This is a genomic window from Shewanella sp. GXUN23E (genome assembly GCF_050865035.1).
Lineage (GTDB): Bacteria > Pseudomonadota > Gammaproteobacteria > Enterobacterales > Shewanellaceae > Shewanella.
In genome coordinates, this window is record NZ_JBOZWP010000002.1 from 171,422 (window position 1) to 191,092 (window position 19,671).

13 protein-coding genes and 1 pseudogene are annotated in these 19,671 nt (G+C 51.4%); 4 read left to right on the forward strand and 10 right to left on the reverse strand.

Annotated elements, in window-relative coordinates:
- Positions 1–2 precede the first annotated feature (2 nt).
- The 4 genes from ACRRUX_RS02930 to ACRRUX_RS02945 form a co-directional block, all read right to left on the reverse strand.
- Positions 3–1,049: a serine hydrolase domain-containing protein gene (locus tag ACRRUX_RS02930; protein ID WP_432527016.1), complete on the reverse strand. Its 1,047-nt coding sequence runs from the start codon at positions 1,047–1,049 to the stop codon at positions 3–5.
- A gap of 99 nt (positions 1,050–1,148) precedes the next feature.
- Positions 1,149–1,688, reverse strand: coding sequence for a GNAT family N-acetyltransferase (locus tag ACRRUX_RS02935; RefSeq protein ID WP_432527018.1), 540 nt, complete (start codon positions 1,686–1,688; stop codon positions 1,149–1,151).
- A 130-nt stretch (positions 1,689–1,818) separates the two neighbouring features.
- Positions 1,819–3,873 (reverse strand): prolyl oligopeptidase family serine peptidase, encoded by a 2,055-nt coding sequence (locus ACRRUX_RS02940; RefSeq protein WP_432527020.1) that lies wholly within the window; start codon positions 3,871–3,873, stop codon positions 1,819–1,821.
- Positions 3,874–4,075: 202 nt separating this feature from the next.
- On the reverse strand, positions 4,076–5,614 hold the full coding sequence (locus ACRRUX_RS02945; protein ID WP_432527022.1) for a fumarate hydratase: 1,539 nt from the start codon (positions 5,612–5,614) through the stop codon (positions 4,076–4,078).
- A 228-nt stretch (positions 5,615–5,842) separates the two neighbouring features.
- Here ACRRUX_RS02945 and pabB point away from each other — a divergent pair, with 228 nt between their 5' ends.
- From pabB to asnS, 3 genes are all read left to right on the forward strand, one after another.
- Positions 5,843–7,294 (forward strand): aminodeoxychorismate synthase component I, encoded by a 1,452-nt coding sequence (pabB, locus tag ACRRUX_RS02950; protein WP_432527024.1) that lies wholly within the window; start codon positions 5,843–5,845, stop codon positions 7,292–7,294.
- A gap of 21 nt (positions 7,295–7,315) precedes the next feature.
- The gene (locus ACRRUX_RS02955) at positions 7,316–8,032 is read left to right on the forward strand and encodes a CoA pyrophosphatase (protein ID WP_432527026.1); all 717 of its coding nucleotides are present in this window, start codon (positions 7,316–7,318) and stop codon (positions 8,030–8,032) included.
- Between the two features lie 182 nt (positions 8,033–8,214).
- On the forward strand, positions 8,215–9,615 hold the full coding sequence (asnS, locus tag ACRRUX_RS02960; protein WP_432527028.1) for an asparagine--tRNA ligase: 1,401 nt from the start codon (positions 8,215–8,217) through the stop codon (positions 9,613–9,615).
- Between the two features lie 119 nt (positions 9,616–9,734).
- Here asnS and ACRRUX_RS02965 read toward each other — a convergent pair whose 3' ends face one another.
- The 4 genes and pseudogenes from ACRRUX_RS02965 to ACRRUX_RS02980 form a co-directional block, all read right to left on the reverse strand.
- Complete coding sequence (locus tag ACRRUX_RS02965) at positions 9,735–10,280, reverse strand: tRNA-uridine aminocarboxypropyltransferase (protein ID WP_432527030.1); 546 nt, start codon at positions 10,278–10,280, stop codon at positions 9,735–9,737.
- 191 nt (positions 10,281–10,471) lie between these two features.
- A pseudogene (locus ACRRUX_RS02970) lies at positions 10,472–10,700 on the reverse strand (YkgJ family cysteine cluster protein).
- 571 nt (positions 10,701–11,271) lie between these two features.
- Positions 11,272–12,234, reverse strand: a complete 963-nt coding sequence (locus ACRRUX_RS02975) for a hypothetical protein (protein ID WP_432527032.1) — start codon at positions 12,232–12,234, stop codon at positions 11,272–11,274.
- 138 nt (positions 12,235–12,372) lie between these two features.
- Positions 12,373–13,008 carry an HNH endonuclease gene (locus ACRRUX_RS02980; protein ID WP_432527034.1) on the reverse strand — a complete coding sequence of 212 codons (636 nt, stop codon included), beginning with the start codon at positions 13,006–13,008 and terminating at the stop codon, positions 12,373–12,375.
- A 342-nt stretch (positions 13,009–13,350) separates the two neighbouring features.
- Here ACRRUX_RS02980 and ACRRUX_RS02985 point away from each other — a divergent pair, with 342 nt between their 5' ends.
- The gene (locus ACRRUX_RS02985) at positions 13,351–14,304 is read left to right on the forward strand and encodes an integron integrase (protein ID WP_432527036.1); all 954 of its coding nucleotides are present in this window, start codon (positions 13,351–13,353) and stop codon (positions 14,302–14,304) included.
- A 267-nt stretch (positions 14,305–14,571) separates the two neighbouring features.
- Here the strand turns inward: ACRRUX_RS02985 and ACRRUX_RS02990 are convergent, their stop codons facing one another.
- The gene (locus tag ACRRUX_RS02990; protein ID WP_432527038.1) at positions 14,572–17,787 is read right to left on the reverse strand and encodes an error-prone DNA polymerase; all 3,216 of its coding nucleotides are present in this window, start codon (positions 17,785–17,787) and stop codon (positions 14,572–14,574) included.
- Positions 17,787–19,667, reverse strand: a complete 1,881-nt coding sequence (locus tag ACRRUX_RS02995; protein WP_432527040.1) for a Y-family DNA polymerase — start codon at positions 19,665–19,667, stop codon at positions 17,787–17,789. The genes ACRRUX_RS02990 and ACRRUX_RS02995 overlap by 1 nt, the downstream gene beginning before the upstream one ends.
- Positions 19,668–19,671 lie beyond the last annotated feature (4 nt).

A 19,671-nucleotide genomic window follows, 5' to 3' on the forward strand; every position in this document is an offset into this window, starting at 1 on the left:
TTTTAATTCAATGAATAATGTGCGGAAATAGGCCATTGTAACTGCTCCAGTAATTGCCCACGCAGCGCGTCGTGAAACCTGAATGCTCTGGAAATATTGCTCCAGTGCCAGGAAGTACTCTCAAGTACGACCATGCTGATATCCTTAACGGGGAAATAGTTCAGGGTACTGATAAATCCCGGCACATAACCTGAGTGGCTGTACTCCAATGGCAAAGTCTTGCTGATCTGAATACCCGCACCATAACCCAACGCGCCCCATCTGTGATTGCGGGATTGTGTCGCTGAGGTCATGTAACTCAGTGACTCCTCACTCAAGAGTGCAGCGCCATACAGACAAGTGTTCCAGCGTGCCAGATCCCGAGCACGGGAGACCAGACCGCCGCTGGCCAATGGTGGGCGCTCAGCGGTCGCGGGCAATGACGTGATATGACCTTCCGCATCCTCTACCCGACCTTGCACCAAAGCAAAACTTTCAGCGCCGGTTTGGCTTAAGCCGCATTGCTTACTGATGCTATACAGCACCTCTGCCAACGGCTTTTTCTGGATTGACTCAAGCACCCGCCCCAGCAACTCATAGCCATAGTTGCTGTATGTAAAGTCTGTCCCCGGCTCAAAAGCCAAGGCCTTACCCGGCGAACTGAGGCCAGAGCTGTGATCCAATAGATGACGGACAAGCACCGCGTCAGACATATTTTCGTCGGTTAACAGATGGTTGACCCGGGTATCCAGCGTCAGCTTACCCGAATCGACCAAGCGCAGTATGGCTGCCGCCACAAACTGCTTGCTGATGGAGCCCACAAGATAACCCTTATTCTCGTTTTCACCCTGTATCGGATTCAATGTGTGCTCAAAGTAATAGATTGATTTACCACCTTGAGTAATCAGGACTTGGCCAACAAAATGCTCATCACTCAACAGGGTGTCAAACGAGCGGGTATTCAGTTCGACTGCGGTAAGGTGAAATGAGAAAAGTGGCACACTCAACAATGCCCGCCATGGAATATTGATTCTTTGGGTCAGGTTAAGCAGCTTGTATTTGGTGGGCACAGAACGGTCCATTGTAAGCAAAAAGCCAAGCTAACGAATGGCTTCTTTATTATCAACTAATTACCACCTGCATCTGGCGTCGACCAACAGTAAAAACACTCAGTCCCGCTTACTCGCCCATTCACTGGCCAGCATGGCGTACTGATACTCACTGCCCCACTCGCCCTTGAAGAAGATATTCTCGACAAAATGCGCTTCACGCCTGAAGTTGAGCCGCTCCAGCAATTTCACCGCGCCTTCGTTGCGACAGTCAGTCACAGAAATCACCCTGTGCTGTTTCATGGTATCGAACAAAAAGCTGAGCATCAGCTCCAGCGCTTCAGCGGCTATGCCCTGTCCCTGCCAATCGCTGGCCAGGGTAAAACCAACTTCGGTTTGTCTGCCGTCGATAAAATGCAGCGCCAGATCCCCGGTCAACTGACCGGTTTGATTGTCAATAATCGCTATCTGGAACCAGTGCCCGGGAGCGCCGAAGGCTCTGCGGCCCATATTGCGAAACAGCGCGTTGGCATCTTCCAGGGTATATTCGCTCCAGCTCTGATAGCGGGCTATCTCAGGCAAAGAACGGTAATGGGCAAACGCGCTCAGATCTTCCTGTGCCAGCAAACGTAAATTCACCCGTTCTCCAATCAGTTGCATACTCGTCCCTTAACATTCTGATTATCTGCGATTAATTTAACCAATTTCAGACAAATCCGATACTGACATCAAGCCGAAAATTCAGCGCATTCGATAAAAAAAACCGGTGCTCAGGCACCGGCTGTTAGGCTTATTGCTTGTTGGTCCAGGTATCCATCCAACCCAGCACGTTGGCATACCACTGCTCAAGATTGTCACCGCTCAAAATCCAGTGATTCTCTGTGGGGAACATCAACAGCTTGCTGGGGATGTTATTGCGCTGCATATAGGTAAAGGCTGCCAGCCCCTGACCATAGGGCACCCGGAAATCCTTCTCGCCATGGATCACCAGCATAGGCGTTTGCCAGTTTTCGACATAGTTCACCGGATTGAATTTCTCGTACAGCGCCTTGTTGTCCTTGTACTGACCGCCGAATTCAAACTCAGGGAACCAGAGCTCTTCAGTGACATAGTACATGGAGCGCATATCAAACAGACCGGCGTGGTTGACCAGACACTTGAAGCCGTCATTCCAGTTACCCTGGATCCAGTTCATCATGTAGCCGCCGTAAGAGCCGCCCAGGGCGCAGGCATTGCTCACATCCAGCCATTTCTGCTGCTCGCCCACAGCGGCCAGACCTTTTTGCAGATCTTCCAGTGGCTTGCCGCCCCAATCCTGGGTGATGGAGTCAGTGAACGCCTGACCGTAGCCGGTCGAGCCATGGAAATCCACCATCACCACGCCATATCCGGCACCGGCCCATAACTGCGGATTCCAGCGGTGGCTGAAGTTATTGCCAAACGAGCCCTGCGGACCGCCATGCACCAGATAGGCCACCGGATATTTTTTACCCGGTTGATAGTTGGCAGGTTTGAGCCAGTAGCCGTATACCGTTTCGTTGTTCCAGCCCTTGAAGCTGAACTGTTCAAACTCACCAAATTTGACCTTGGCCAGCTTGTCTTTGTTGGTATCGGTCAGGCGCTTGAGGTTATTGCCCTCTTTGTCCACCGAATAGATATCACCGGGTTCAACCAGAGATTTGTGGCTGAAAATAATCCGCTCATCTGTGATGGCCACCACTGAGTTGCTGCCATCGTTGTAGACGGTTTTCACATCGCCAAACTGAGGATTGATTTCAAAAATGCTCACCTGCCCCAGATCCTGGGCGGTCACATACAGGGTTTTGCCATCGGCGCCAAACTGCAGAGACGATGGACTGCGGTCCCACAAGGGCGCCACTTCACGCTCCTGACCGGTGACATTGTCACGCAGCATGATACCGAAGCGATCTGCTTCAAACCCGGGACGCTTCATCGCCAGATAGGCCAGATAACGGCCATCGGCGGAAAATACCGGCTGCGCATCCCAGGCCCTGTTGTCTGGTGTGAGGTTTTTCGCTTCGCCGCCGGTGACAGGCACCTGCCACAGATCATAGTTGGTGGTCCAGGCCTGATCTTTTGACGGCGCCTTGGCGGCATACACCACATACTTGCCATCCGGGGTGAAGGTCACTTCCTCATTACCGGAGAAAGGCTTGGGCGGTACTTCGGTATCCAGACCGGCGGTCACATCCACCGGCTTACCCAGTTTGTTGCCGTCAATGGGCGCCACAAAAATGTGGTTACGGGCATGGTCATGCCAGGTATCCCAGTGACGCACCATCAGCTGCTCATATTCGCGGCCGGCATTGGGTTTGTCAGCCTGTGCCTTGAATTTTTCAGCAGAGCACTCCAGGGTGTCACACTCGGGGAAGACTCTCAGCTGCAGCGCCACCTGCTTGCCATCGGCAGACAGTTTGAAGCCATCAACGCCCACTGGCAGCGCAGAGAGCTGAATTGCCTCACCACCCTGCATGGGCATTTTATACAGCTGGCTGGTGCCGTCACGGGCAGCAATGAAATAGATAGCAGCGTCATCAGGCGCAAACGCCACGGAATGCTCGGTGCCTTTTACACCGGTCAGCTGCACAGGTTTGGCATCGGCGCGGGTTAAATCCAGTGAGTAGAGTTCAGATTCAGACTTGCCGTCTTCATCTTTTACCGTGAGGCCATACACCAGGGTATTGCCATTGTGGGATACCACGGCAGAATGCTGTTTATTCAGCTTCACCAGATCCTGCACGGTAAAGCCGGGGTTGCTGTCAGCCAGAGCAAAGCTGCTGGCGCCAGCCAGCCCCATGGCCAGAATGAGGGTCGTTTTTTTCATTGTTATTGTCGCTTTTGGTTATAAGTCGCTTTTTGGTTATGAGTCACTTTTGACCATTCACTATGTTATGGCGTTGAGTGACGTTTTGTTGATGCAAGCCGATAGCCGCGATTTCCCCATGTGAAAGGGGCAGCCCTGATGCTGCCCCCGTAACGGATTTAAACCGCGGCCAGGTTCAACTAAGCCTTAGCAGTATTTTCAATTAAGCCTTGGCGGCATTTTCAATATTGATTTTCCAGATTGCCGGACCGGTTTCATGGGCATTGACGCCCTGGCTGTCCACCGCCACGGTCACAGGCATATCCTGCACATCAAATTCATAGATGGCTTCCATGCCCAGATCTTCAAAGGCCACCACGCGGGCCTTTTTGATCGCCTTGGACACCAGATAAGCCGCGCCGCCGACCGCCATCAGATAACAGGCTTTATGCTGTTTGATGGACTCAACCGTAGCCTGACCACGCTCTGCCTTACCTATCATGCCCAGCAGACCGGTCTTATCCAACATCAGATCGGTAAACTTGTCCATACGGGTCGCAGTTGTCGGACCAGCAGGGCCAACCACTTCATCGCGCACCGGGTCAACCGGGCCGACGTAATAGATAAACTTGCCGGTAAAATCGACGCCCTCAGGCAGGCCTTCACCGCTTTCGATCAGGCTTTGAATACGCTTGTGGGCAGCGTCACGACCGGTCAGCATCTTACCCGACAGCAGCAGGGTATCGCCGCTGTTCCAGCTTTCCACTTCCGCCTGAGTCACAGTATCCAGATTCACCCGCTTGACGTTGTCACCCAGTTCCCAGGTGACTTCCGGCCAGTCTTCGAGCGACGGCGGCGTCAGCTCTGCCGGGCCACTGCCATCCAGATGGAAGTGCACATGGCGGGTGGCGGCGCAGTTGGGGATCATCACCACCGGCTTGGAGGCGGCATGGGTCGGGGCGGATTTGATTTTAATGTCCAGCACTGTGGTCAGGCCGCCCAGACCCTGAGCACCAATACCCAGCTTGTTGCAGCGCTCATAAATGTCCAGACGCAGCTTCTCTTCAGTCGTCTCGGCGCCCCGCTCCATCAGCTCATGGATATCGACCGGGTCCATCAGGGATTCTTTCGCCATCACCGCGGCTTTCTCGGCGGTGCCGCCAATACCTATACCCAGCATGCCCGGCGGACACCAGCCCGCGCCCATGGTCGGCAGAGTCTTTTCGACCCAGGCGGCGATGTCGTCAGACGGATTGAGCATCACCATCTTGGACTTGTTCTCACTGCCGCCGCCCTTGGCCGCAATGGCCACATCTACACTGCTGCCGGGCACCATATCGATATGCACCACGGCTGGTGCATTGTCTTTGGTGTTTTTACGGCTGCCCGCCGGATCTGCCACAATCGAGGCACGCAGCGGGTTATCCGGATTGGTGTAGGCGCGGCGTACCCCTTCGTCCACCATCTGCTGCACTGTCATGTCTGTCTTGTCCCACTGCACTGCCATGCCGACTTTGACAAAGCAGGTCACAATGCCGGTGTCCTGACACAGAGGGCGTTTGCCTTCAGCGGACATGCGGGAATTGATCAGGATCTGGGCGATCGCATCTTTGGCCGCCGGACTCTGCTCTTTCTCATACGCTTCGGTCATGGCGTCGACAAAGTCTTTCGGGTGATAGTAGGAAATGTACTGCAGCGCGTCGGCGATACTTTCAATAAAATCCGCTTGCTTAATCACTGCATGGGCTGAGGTATGGGACATGTGAAGGGCGCTCCATTGGCCATAATTGGCTTTATCGTTATTTATCCATATAGTTTTGCTCCACACGATGGTGATTGCCACCGTGTCAGGGCCGATTCACAAGCAGTCTGTACAGCAAGATTGCCGCAAACCTGCTCAGACTGCTTGTAAATCATTGAAACCCTGAGGTCTGTCGCCGCGGGATATGATACTATTTTGCTCGTTTCAGAACCACAATCACGAAAAACAATGAATCCTGTCGTATCTTCCATCCCCGCCTGGCATCAGCTGGACTGGTCAATTGACACCGAGTCCCTGTTTGCCCATTTTGCCCACGAACCCTGGGCCGTGCTGCTTGACAGTGCCGATGCACCGCATGCCGATGCCCGTTATGACATCATCTGTGCGTCGCCAATAGCCACGCTTACCCACAGTCATGGCATTAATAAACTGGAAATCGTCAAAGGGCAAGTTGTTGAATCACAAGTTATTGAATCCAATGACGAAGATCCATTCAAATTAATCAATTCTCTGTTGCAGCGCTGGTTTCCGGACACCCGCCCTTGTCCGCTGCCTTTTTCCGGCGGTGCACTGGGCGCGTTTGGCTATGACCTGGGGCGCAGTATCGAAAACCTGCCTGCAATAGCCTGCGCGGATATTGAGCTGCCGGATTTAAATATCGGTTTTTACGAGTGGGCGCTGATCCGTACCTATGTTCAGAATGATGCTGATGACGCAAGCAACGGTGCCAGCAAAGGCGCCATCCAGAGCCACTGGACGCTGGTACATGCCCGCGGCGCTGAGGCGCTGGAGCAAACCCTGCAACGCTTGCAGACCAGATTGCAATCCCAGCCACCCAAGGCGACATACTTTGAGCTCAGTGGCCAGTGGCAGCAGCAAATGAGTAAAGCCGACTACCTCAGCCGGTTTGAACAAATTCAGCAATATCTGCACAGCGGCGATTGCTACCAGATCAACCTGACCCAGCGCTTCGAGTGCCAATACCAGGGCGATGAATGGCAGGCCTATTGCCGCTTGCGCCACGCCAACCGGGCGCCTTTCTCCGCCTTTATGCGGTTGCCGCAACAGGCGATTTTATCGATTTCACCGGAGCGCTTTATCAAGCTCGACGAAGGGCAAATCGAAACCAAACCCATCAAAGGCACTTTGCCCAGAGCAAAAGATCCTGAACTTGATGCCAAGGCGGCGCAAACATTGGCCAACTCCCCCAAGGACAGAGCAGAAAACCTGATGATTGTGGATCTGCTGCGTAACGACATAGGCAAAGTCGCCGCGCCGGGTTCCGTGCGGGTGCCCAAGCTGTTTGAGGTGGAAAGTTTTCCGGCGGTGCATCATCTGGTTAGCACAATAACTGCCAGTTTGGCTGACGGCGCCAGCGCCACCGATCTGCTCAAAGCCGCATTTCCCGGCGGTTCTATTACAGGCGCCCCGAAAATTCGCGCCATGCAGATCATCGAAGAGCTGGAGCCCTCAAGGCGTAATCTGTACTGCGGCTCGATGGGCTATATCAGTCGCGACGGCAAGATGGACACCAGTATTACCATCCGCACCCTGGTTGCCGAACGTGGCAAACTCTACTGCTGGGCCGGTGGCGGCATAGTCGCCGACTCTCAGGCAGATGCCGAATATCAGGAATCTTTTGACAAAGTCAGTCGGATCCTGCCCATACTGAAACAATAGTCCTCAATCAGGTGAGATCAGGTGAACGCACAGGAATTCAGAACCCGTTTTATGGTGCAGCGTCAGGCCAAACATCATGGTCTGGCGGGCGCAGGCCATGAAAGACAGGCCGCGGTGCTGATCTCCTTGTGGCAGCCACCTGTGGGCAATAACCTGCCCCCAGCTTCATCACGCAATCTGCCTCAGAGCAATCAGTCTCAGCTCAATATGCCTCAGCTTAATACTGCTCAGCGTGGCAATACGCTGGGCAATTCCGTGCATAGCAATTTTGCGTATAGCAACAGTAGCGAATTGCAGCTTATTCTGACCCGCCGAGCCAGTCACCTTAATGCTCATCCGGGGCAGATCAGTTTCCCCGGTGGCAAGCGTGATCAGCAGGATATATCCCTCACCGCCACCGCCCTGCGGGAAGCCACCGAAGAGATTGCCCTGCCCGCCAGTCAGGTTGAAGTGCTGGGCAAGTTACCTGTGCACCACACCATCACAGGTTTTGCCATCACCCCAGTCATCGGGTTGGTGAGTGGGCCATTCGAGCCTGTGGTCGATCCGGGTGAAGTGGCCGAGTGTTTTACCGTGCCCTGGCGATTTTTGCTCAATCCGGCCAATCGGCATCTGAAAACCTTCAAGCGTAAAGGCCATGCCATGGAGCTGTGTTTCATTCCCTGGCAGGATAAATTTATCTGGGGGGCCACCGCCGCCATGATCGACCAGCTCTGCCGTCAAATGGCATCCCACTGAACCTGAGTTTTTTGCCAAATATCAATTCATTCGGTTTTTTCACGGCAATTTTTGCATTTTCTTTGGATATCGCCGCAATAAGCACGCAGCAGCGGCTTTTTGCGCTTGAGAAAAGCCACCGGAAAGGTAATATAAACCTCCAAATTTTTTGCTAAGACATTTTGTTGGAGAGCTGAGCAACAATGAGCATTGCATCTGTCGCTTCTGTATTCAAAGGTGAGTTTGCGGTTGGTTCGCAAGTCACTGTGCGCGGTTGGGTTCGTACCCGTCGCGATTCCAAGGCGGGTATTTCCTTCCTGGCCGTTTATGACGGTTCCTGTTTTGATGCCATTCAAGGTGTTGTACCCAATAATCTGGAAAATTATCAGAACGAAGTGCTCAAGCTGACTGCCGGTTGCTCTGTTGAAATGACAGGCAATGTGGTGGAGTCTCCAGGTGCCGGTCAGGCATTCGAGCTGCAGGTTACCGACGTTAAGGTAGCCGGCTGGGTTGATGATCCAGACACCTACCCAATGGCGGCCAAGCGCCACTCTATTGAGCACCTGCGCGAGCTGGCTCACCTGCGTCCACGTACCAACATCATTGGTGCCGTGGCCCGTGTGCGTAACTGTCTGTCTCAGGCCATTCACCGCTTCTATCACGAGCAGGGCTTCATCTGGGTATCTACCCCGCTGATCACTGCCTCTGACTGTGAAGGCGCCGGTGAAATGTTCCGTGTATCCACCCTGGACATGGAAAACCTGCCACGTACCGACAAAGGCACAGTGGACTATGACAAGGACTTCTTCGGTAAAGAAGCCTTCCTGACCGTTTCCGGTCAGCTGAACGCTGAAACCTATGCCTGTGCCCTGTCCAAGGTGTACACCTTTGGCCCGACCTTCCGTGCCGAAAACTCCAACACCAGCCGTCACCTGGCTGAGTTCTGGATGGTTGAACCTGAAGTCGCTTTTGCCACGCTTAACGATGTCGCCAAACTGGCAGAAGAGATGCTGAAGTACGCCTTTAATGCCGTACTGGCAGAGCGCCGTGACGATCTGGAATTCTTCGCCCAGCGCGTCGACAAGACGGTCATTGAGCGTCTGGAAAGCTTCGTCAGCAGCGACTTTGCTCAGGTGGATTACACTGACGCTGTTGAAATCCTCAAGACCTGTGGCAAAACCTTCGAATTCCCGGTTGAGTGGGGTATCGATCTGCAGTCAGAGCACGAGCGCTACCTGGCCGAAGAGCACTTCAAAGCCCCAGTGGTGGTGAAGAACTATCCAAAAGATATCAAAGCCTTCTACATGCGCCTCAACGACGATGGCAAGACAGTAGCGGCCATGGACGTTCTGGCACCTGGCATTGGTGAAATCATCGGTGGCTCCCAGCGTGAAGAGCGTCTGGATGTACTGGATGCCCGTCTGGAAGAGATGGACCTGTCCAAAGAAGACTACTGGTGGTACCGCGATCTGCGTCGTTACGGCACAGTGCCTCACTCAGGTTTCGGTCTGGGCTTCGAGCGTCTGGTATCTTACGTGACCGGCGTGTCTAACATCCGTGATGTTATCGCCTTCCCACGTGCACCACGCAGCGCCAACTTCTAATTGTTGCGTCAGCGACGATTAAGCGATTAAACAAATCGTGAATCATAAAAAAACGCGCCCATCGGCGCGTTTTTTATTGGTTGTGATTCAGGTGACTAATGAGGGTTCAGACTGGGGTATTAGACATATGTATCAAACTGTCTTTGATTGTGAGCTTCTAAGTCCTCAAGCAAGCACTGCGCCTTATCCAGTTCCCCGGCACAGGTAAGCAGTGCTGCAGCACACTCCAGAGTACAGAGTCCACCCGCTTTCTGATTGCGGCGTCTGACGTAGGCCGATTGCATCTCATGCTCAAGTACGAAGGCAGGCAGTGCTTGCAGATAGGCGCTTTGGCGATACATCTTGGCCGCTTCCTGCCAGGTGGCATCCAGCAGAATCATCACCTCGGGTAGTGCAGACTCCTGGCCACCAGAAACTACTGAGGCCAACGCAAGTCCGTCGTTATCTCCCTCAGCAAAGGCGGGTACCTGAATCACATTGGCATCCGACGAGGGATACAGCAGCCCTACCCGTCCAGCGTCTATCAGTTCAATCAAGTGCGCATTGGGTTGCTTGCGTTGCCACAACACCCGAGAGGATAACTCAGGGTATCGCCGACTCACCAATACCCCGGTGTTGGTGACTCTTTCATACTCACGTTCATGGGTCAGCAGGATTAACTTCATTGAAATTGATTCTTAGATTAAGGTCGGACTGACATGAAACAGATGATTGTATCTGGCAAAGTGACATAATCCACGACAGTCCCGAAACATGACAGTCACACGACAAGAATGGCCGCCATAGTGACACTGGGTTACATATTGCTTCTTTCGGCACGGCACTCAGCAGAGCCCATTTCAAACTCACGGCAGATCTAGGGACGGTTCTCATAAATGATGCACATGGCGGTGTCTCTGTCGAGTGCAGAGCACCAGCCATCATCTAACCGCCGCATGGTCTCACTTCCCCACTTATCCAAGGCGATATGCTGCCGGGGGGAAACCCGTGTCCGTAATAATCATGACTTCTAAACGACAACAACAGGCTTCACAGTTTGAGCAGGAAATCTCCGCATCGGTGATATTTTTAATTGGGATATTCATGAAAATGTTTAGTTTATTCAGTGCGACCATTGTACCGCTATTTGTCTGAATAAACCGAACTGGATGCCGTGCAAACGCTCTAAAGTTGGCAACGCAGCGAGTGAATCATCAGCGTGGCGGCATAAACCACTGCCAAACTGAACTCAGCAAATCTCCAAGTGACCAAAGTGATGTTGACCTCCTCGGGTTTACGCCATCATTTAATACAGGAAATCATAAATAAAGAAAATAGTTGAATAAAATGATTAGGTTATGATGGGTGTGTCCATACCGAGCAAGACGCCCTGCGACAAAATCAGGCTTTATCATACACGGCATAACGCGGCATTAAGGTGTGAGCGACGCTTGGCTATACTTGAGCGAAGCGAAACTACCAAGCGTTGCGAATCACTCTTAAATGCTTTGTTAGCACTATAAACTGCCAGCACTGCAGACTATAAAGTATATAATTTTGAACCAAACATCAGCACAATTTCTTTGAAATTTCCGCGACTAATAGAGTCTCTAACCTCTTTGAGCACTTCATCAACCACAAGAGCCTCATTTTGATATGTATATTCAGATTGCACTACTACCAGCAACAAACGTTCATCATCGTAATTTTTGTTATGCTTTTTTTAATTGAAAGGATTATACGATCAGCTAATGAGTCAATCTCTTTCTTTAAGTGTGCTAACACTTTTAAAGGTAAAACGCTAACTCCATCACTTTGGGTTGCGGTTTGGTATAAGTAGTCATGTTTGGGAGCACCCAATGTGATTTCTATGATTAACTCTTTCTGTTTATCAATAATCTTGGCGTCATAATTTTCCTCTTGAACACCTAATTTTATATAAGCCTCTCCTGATATTTTTCTAGCCCTAATAAATTCCAGCAATGGAACAAACTCTTCTCTCAAGTACTTGTTACTACGAAATTTATTAGAAAAGTAACCATCCGGTGCAAAACGATAAATCAGATCTTCTGTTGAATTTAAAACCATATAGTCATTAATAATATTCACAAATTCAATTACTTTAACTGGCTCATCAAATGCCGACATATCAAAATCACTCTTGTTATATGTCTTAGTCTTTGGAGGGTTATATGTTAAGTTAACCTCTCTTTCAAATGATACAACCAAATCAATGTAGACCTTCATCAGATCCGGATCTAAAATATTATTAAACCCCTCCCTATGATTATTAAAAAAGCATTCATCCTTAAAATAAAAGTACTTCCTGAATATAACGATCAATTTATCTATCAAAATATCACTCAGTTTATCCCTTCTATCAGGGTTCTCTTGAATAAAACTGAATCCCCATAGGAAGAAATCTTCAACGTGAATAACTTCGTATTCGTAAACATAAACTTTTACGTCAAACTCTTTATTGAATTCACTTAAAAATTTGTTGATTTCGCCGTTAAACAGGCGGTATTTTTCCCAACCTAAAATACAATATGGCGAGCCTTGTAAAAAGGGAAAAAAGGAATGAGACTGCTTTCCTTCTTTTTGTTTAACTTCATTAATAAGTTCCATAACATCAAACATTTATTTACTCCATGATTCCGAGTTTTATTTTAGTGTGCTTATGCCTCAAGATAGTGCTAACGCCCCGCTAAACGGCGAGCGTTAGCGAGTCCGGTGAAGGCCACGCCTTTTGTGGTCGGAACGAATTTGAGCGGCTTGTTATACGGAAGCTTCATAGGACTTGATTATTTTCTTTAAATCAGAGATGCCCATCGTTTCTTTTTGTCTATGCAGCATTCTATGACAATTCGAGCAAACTAAAGCCAAATCAGATATTTTTGTTTTCGTATTTCCATCAAGCCTGGAAACTGGAACCTTGTGGTGCACCTCAATAAATCCCAAACCCAGCTTTCCGTATTTTTTATAAAAATCAAATTCACAAATATCACAGGATAATTCTCCAGTTTCTTTGAGTATTGCTGCCTTAGCCTTTCTTGTAATACTAGAGTCTCGCTCCCTTGAACGATGAAGGAGATATTTTTCTTTTCCTTCTGCGAATGAAGATTCATCCTCATCACTGACTATTACATCTAGCGTGCCTTCACGGCGATCTATAACCGTATGGCCTCTACGTCTTAGGTAGTCTCTTGCCCTTACGGCATTAAAATCATTAGAGGAAAGCTCATTCCCAAAAGCATATTTAGCAGCCAATGAAATGACATACTTTGGAGGATAGCGTTTATTGCCATGCAGGTAGTCATAATGGACAGACTTTCTAGAAACCGGAATTCCATCCCTAATAATTTCTTGAACCGCTAGATCCAAATGTTTCTTTTCTATTCCATCAGGTATCAACTAAATTCTCCTGCTGTGTAACATTTTAATAACGAGACGTCTCGTTTATCAGTTTTACCTGTGCAAATCGAGACGTGTTAAAATTGAAAAAATTCAAACAGATATGATTACATTGTCGCGATAACTTTACAGAAAAACGACCAATTCCTGTTATTAACTGCCGTGATTCACGTTTATTCAATAACGATACTCATCATTTCCATTTGAATCATGTGGTTAACCACAGCTTTGTTCATTAACCGTGAAGCTGTAGCAACCTAAACAGGATAAACGCTTCCATCACTTGAGATAATGCTGTATAAAAAAACAGTGCCACCCTATGAATGAGGTGTCCTATGGCTAGTGCATTTTTTACAAGATGTCCGCGATAGCATGCGTTTACGCGGGTATAGCCTTCGTACAGAGAAAGCATATCTTCATTGGATGCGGCGTTTTATCTTATTCCACAACAAACGACACCCCACTGAAATGGGAGAAGCTGAAATTATTGCCTTTCTCACCCATCTCGCGGTCGAACGACACGTAGCAGTCAACACGCAAAAAGTTGCGCTCAATGCCATTGCCTACCTTTACCAAACTTATCTGCAGATGAACTTGGGAGATATGAGCTTTTCATTGGCAACCAAGCAACGACAACTTCCCACGGTATTAACCCGCAATGAAGTTAATCAAGTCATCAGTAAGTTAACTGGAGATGCCTATAAAATTGTCCAACTCCTGTATGGTTCTGGCCTGCGAATTTCTGAGTGCTTAAGAATCCGTCTACAAGACATAGATTTAGAACGATTGTCGATTACTGTTCGAGATGGCAAAGCAAATAAGGATCGGCAAACACTTCTGCCAAAGTCCTGTGAACCTTGGCTAACTGAGCAAATAGACCAAGCCCTTGATATTCAAACTCAGGATAATGCCATTGCAGTCGGTCCGTCCTTGCCACCTGCGCTTTCCCGCAAGTATCCAAACGCGTTTCGTCAACCTTGTTGGATGTTCCTGTTTCCTAGCCACGTACTATGCAGACATCCCATAACCAATGTACTTTGTCGCCATCATTTGCACGAAAGCCTTGTCCGCAAAGCTCTCAAACCTGCAGTCGCAGAAGCCGGAATTGCTAAACGTGTTACCTGTCATACTTTCAGACATTCCTTCGCAACCCATTTACTTCAAGCCGGTTACGACATTCGTACTGTCCAGGAGTTACTTGGTCACAACGATCTGGCTACAACGCAGATATATACCCATGTTATGGGCGAGCATTACGCCGGTACCGTGAGTCCATTGGACAGGTTGGTTAGGTAGACAAATAGGCGACAACATCGTGGATAAGCCGCCATTTTTTGCCATGGCTACCGCACGGCCGAAATACAATTTCGTCCCGATAGCATCAGCGCATCCTTGCTAAGCAAGGACAATAGTTACAGCAAGCCGCAACCATTGCAAATAAATCGCTAATACAAAGTGTTGCGGTGGGAGCTGCGGCTGAATTAGCCGATATGAACTATATGTGCGATGTACAATGCCGTTGTTTGACTCCCTTCATCGCCCCTTCTTTCATAAAAAGCACCTTCAACGAAAATTCCGTGATTTAACATCCAATTTTTTCACAGTATCCGACATATCCTCCAGTTTTCCGGCCACCAGATGCACCACACCCGATTCAATTTCAACGGTTCCACTCACCTTCAAAATATTTGACAGCAAATATGCCTGCCTCTGAGATCTGGCCGTCGCCAGCCACACCACCACATTGGTATTGCCGGTTTCATCTTCCAGAGTAATAAAGGTCACGCCGGAGGCGGTGCCCGGCCGCTGTCGTCCGGTAACCACTCCCACCACAGTGGCAATCTGTCCATGACGACACTCATGTAGCTCAGCGGCGCTGCGACAGCCCTGAAGCAAGCCCTGCTCTCTGAGTATGGCAATAGGATGACGTCCTAAAGACAGGCCCAGTCGGCCAAAGTCAGCCACCATGGATTGCACTTCACCGGGCACAGGCATGGCAATATTCGCTTCATTTTCGGCGTCATCCAGCCCCTTATCTTCAAACAAAGGTAACGACTGTTGCAGTCCAAGCCAGCCAGAAGACAGCGCCCAGCGAACCTGGTGGCGATTGCCTCCAAGACAGGCGAAGGCATCTGCATCCGCCAGCGCTTCCAGCTCATTGGCAGGCAGCAGCGCCCGGACCGCACTTAATCCGGAAAAACCGGATTTGGGCCGGGTATCGATCAGGGCTGCAATCCCTCTGCCGCTGACGCCTTTCACCTGCCGAAATCCCAGCCGTATCGCCCAGCAGCCCTGATAAGCTTCCAGTGAATGATCCCACTGACTGTGGTTAATACACACGGGCAAGACCTTCACGCCATGACGGCGCACATCCTGCACCAGTTGGGAGGGCGAATAGAACCCCATAGGGTGACTGTTGAGCAGCGCGCAGCAAAAGGCCGCCGGATAATGGTATTTAAGCCAGGCCGACACATAGGCCAGCAGTGCAAAGCTGGCCGAATGGGATTCAGGAAAACCGTATTCACCAAAGCCTTTGATCTGATTAAACACCTGCTGGGCAAACTGAGGATTATAGCCACGCTCAGCCATGCCATTAAGCAACTTGGATTCAAATCGCAACAGCTGTCCAGTACGTTTCCAGGCGGCCATGGCGCGCCTGAGCTGATCTGCCTCGCCGCCGGTAAAACCTGCTGCTACCATAGCCAGCTGAATGACCTGCTCCTGAAAGATAGGCACACCCAGAGTGCGTTCCAGTACATGCCTGACCTCTTCGCTGGGGTAGCTCACTTTTTCTTTGCCATCCCGGCGAAGCAGAAAGGGATGCACCATATCGCCCTGAATGGGCCCGGGGCGGACAATGGCAATCTGGATCACCAGATCGTAATAGCTCCTAGGTCTGAGCCTTGGCAGCATGGACATCTGCGCCCGCGATTCCACCTGAAATACCCCAATGCTGTCGGCGCGACTGAGCATTTCATAGACCTCTGGCAGTTCCCACACCACATCGGACAGGCTCATTTTTTCTATCAGCCGCTCTCCTATGGTTAAGGCTTGTCCCGGCGCCGGACCATGCTTATCCAGCAGGTGAAAACATTTGCGAATGGCGGTCAACATGCCCAATGCCAGCACATCGACCTTGAGCAGCCCAAGGCTTTCCAGATCGTCCTTGTCCCACTGAATAACAGTGCGGTCCACCATGGCGGCATTTTCCACCGGTACCAGCTCAGACAAAGGCCCGGAGGAGATAATAAAACCGCCCACATGCTGGGACAGATGACGGGGAAAGCCGATAAGCTCGCTGACCAGCTGCAACAGAAAACGTCCCAGCCCCTCGGTGGGCAGCATGGACTGGCGGGAAAGCTGGGTCACATAGGAATATTCAGGATCCCGCCGGTCGATAGCGTTAATCAACTGGGTGATCCGCCCCTGACTCAACCCCAGCACCTTGCCCACATCACCCATGGCGCTTTTGAATCGATAGCTGATCACGGTCGCTGCCAGCGCCGCCCGCTCCCGACCGTATTTGCCATAGATATACTGGATGACTTCTTCCCGCCGCTCATGCTCAAAGTCGACATCAATATCCGGCGGCTCATCCCGCTCTTTGGAGATAAAGCGCTCAAACAACATGTTGACCCTGGTGGGATCGACCTCAGTGATCCCCAGACAGAAGCAGACCACTGAGTTAGCGGCGCTGCCCCGCCCCTGATGCAGTATTCCCTGGGATTTGGCGAACTGGACTATGTCGTAAATAGTCAGAAAGAAATACTCGTAGGCAAGCTCGCAGATGATCTCCAGCTCACGCTCATACTGAAGCCGCACCTTTTCCGGCACATCATCACCAAACCGCCTTCTGGCACCGGCTTCAACCTCACGGCGCAGATATTCAGAGGCGCTCAAACCTGCAGGGATAATTTCTGCCGGGTATTCATACTTAAGCTCTTCCAGACTGAAATCGCACCGCTCACTGATGACCAGTGTATTGGCCAGCCACTGGGCCGGATAACGCTTTTCCAGCGACTCAAGCGGCTTGAGTGCCCGCTCGCTGTTGGTCATCACCCGGCTGCCCGCCTGTTGCAAGCTGCAGCCGTGACGGATACAGGCCAGCACATCGGCCAGCATCTGCCGCTGTTTGCTGTGCATCAAAATATCGCCCACGGCCACACATGGCAGCCGGTAACTGTCGGCTAACTGCTGCCACAAGCTAAGTACTGCAGATTCGCCCGGGATCAGATTGCGGCTCATCAGCCAGTAGCTGCGGCCCTGCCAATAATCCGCAATACGCTCAAGGGTTGCCTCAATCCCCGCCTGATATCGGGCCTGAGCCTGCTGCCAGTGTTCAAGGGGCGGCTGCCCGTCAGCAAGGGCCTGTTGCCGGTTATCAAAAGCAAATTGCCCGGGCTCCGGCCAGGGTGGTTTAAACAGCAGCAGAGGTTGAGTTAAACCTTCAAGCAAATCATCCAGGGTCAGTTGATAACTGCCCTTCTCCGCTCTGCGCCTGCTTTTGGTGATAAGCGCGCTGATCTCACCATAGGCTTTACGGTTGGTCGCCAGCAGCACAAAGCAGCCTTCCGGCAGAATGAACTCGGCGCCGACAATCAATTTGATGCCACCGGCTTTGGCCGCCATATGGGCCTTAACCACGCCGGCAAAAGAGCACTCATCAGTCAGGGCGATCGCCTGATATCCCAGCTTGTGAGCCTGCTCCACCAACTCATGGGGATGAGATGCCCCTTTAAGAAAGCTGTAGTTGGAGCGGGCATATAACTCGGCATACATCAAAACCACCCCTGCAGAAACAATCCTTCAGCCGAGCGATAGACCCAGCAGTAGCCACCGTTTTGATGCCGGGCCAGATAGTAATCCCGGCTGACGGCCTGCTCTTCCCACCAGGGCGCATCGATACGTTCAGGCCCTTTCAGCAAGGTCACATCATCTGCGGCAAGCTCACGGGGCTCAGGCAGTAGCCAACAGGGACGGCAGGCGTGTAAAGACAGGGGGTTGGATTGCGACATTGCCGCCTGAGTGGCAGGCAACGCACGATTGGCGCGTTCAGGCAAATGCGCATCGGCCACGGTCAGTTTCAGCACGCAGGCATCCCCCAAACGCGCCTGCAAAGTAGCCTGCAGACGACGGATTTCCCCCTGTTTGCCATCCCGCCCCAACGCTCTGGACTGACCCGCACTCATGCTGGCGGGCGCCACAAAATGCAGTGCCTCCAGCACCATATCCGTTACCGGCTGAAACAGGGTCTGACGCTCAAGCTGCAACCGGCACAGCGCCATCAGACCATCGGCCCTGTGCTCGGCAAAGGGATAATTCAGGGTTAACACCAAAGGTGGCGTATCCCGATTGCGGTATTTCAGGTACAGGGTCAGATTGAGCACAGCCAGCTGTCTTTGCCTTAAATAGGTTTCCAGCTCAGCAAACAGCCGTCCCAGAGGAAAGAGCAAGCCCTGAAACTGCTCAACCTCATGCAGCAGATTCAGCTCACGCCGATACTGCTGAGGCAACTGATAGTAGTCACAGGGCTCTGGCATGCTGGCATCCAGCCGCTTGAGACTGAACAATAAGGCGGTGCCGAATCGTTTTCCCAGCTCGGCTGTCGGCAATGCCCTGAGCTGCCCCAAAGTGGTGATCCCCATGCCGGCAAGGCGCGAGAGCGCATCCGCATCAAGGGGGTAATGGCTAAGCGCCAGCTTTGCCAGACGGGCAAGCTCATCATTCAGGCTCTGCTTTGGTGAGCTTTGCCGCACCTGCCCATCCTGCATCTGCTCATTCAGCATGGGTTTATCCCGTCCATCGGCTCCCGTCTGGCAACCTGAGCCAGATGAGCAATTCACAGCGGGAGAATCCAACAATGAAGAGTCCACCGCTGAACGATTCAAAGACGAACAATCCCCAGACGAACAATCCCCAGATGAACAATCACCAGATGAGCATTCCAGGCGGGTTTGCAGCGCGGCGCTCAATCGCGTATGCCCCAGCGCCAGCACACACTCCAGTCCGTACTCAGCGGCACGCTGTTTATAGGCCGCCATCAAACCATCAAGCCCCCCAAACAGATTGCCCATGGAGCCGACTTCCAGCAGCAAAGTATCCGCCACTGTATCTATCCCAAGCGGCCCGGATATCGCCTGAGTGCTGGCCTTGATTAAGGATTTGGCTGATGCACCGGTCAACCGAGTACTGGCAGGCTGAGCTCGCGTATGTTGAGTATGGGTAAGTTGAGTATGGGTAAGTTGAGCATAGGTACCTTGAGCATAGGTACCTTGAGCATGGGTACGCTGAGCATAGCTACGCTGAGAGCCGGTCGCAGCCGCTTCCAGCCAGGGACTGCACACCAGAGGTACAACCCGGGCGCTGAAATCGTAACTCCACTGACACAGCCACTCCACCGCCTGCGCCGAAGAGCCTGTCTCCGGGGCATTGGCAGAGGTTTCATTGAAAGGCAGCAGCTGCAGCTCGCCGCACAGGGAACAGGCTGTTGCCACACTCTGCCCCAGCTCAACACCGACAATTGCCGCGCGGGCATCGCACAGCAGGATCTCTCCTTTGTCGTTATGCAGGGCGTAAGGACGAGGATCATCTGTGAGATCCAAACGGGATTTCAGGTATTGCAGCAGATACCCGGGAAAGTAAACAGCCAACCACAACATATCA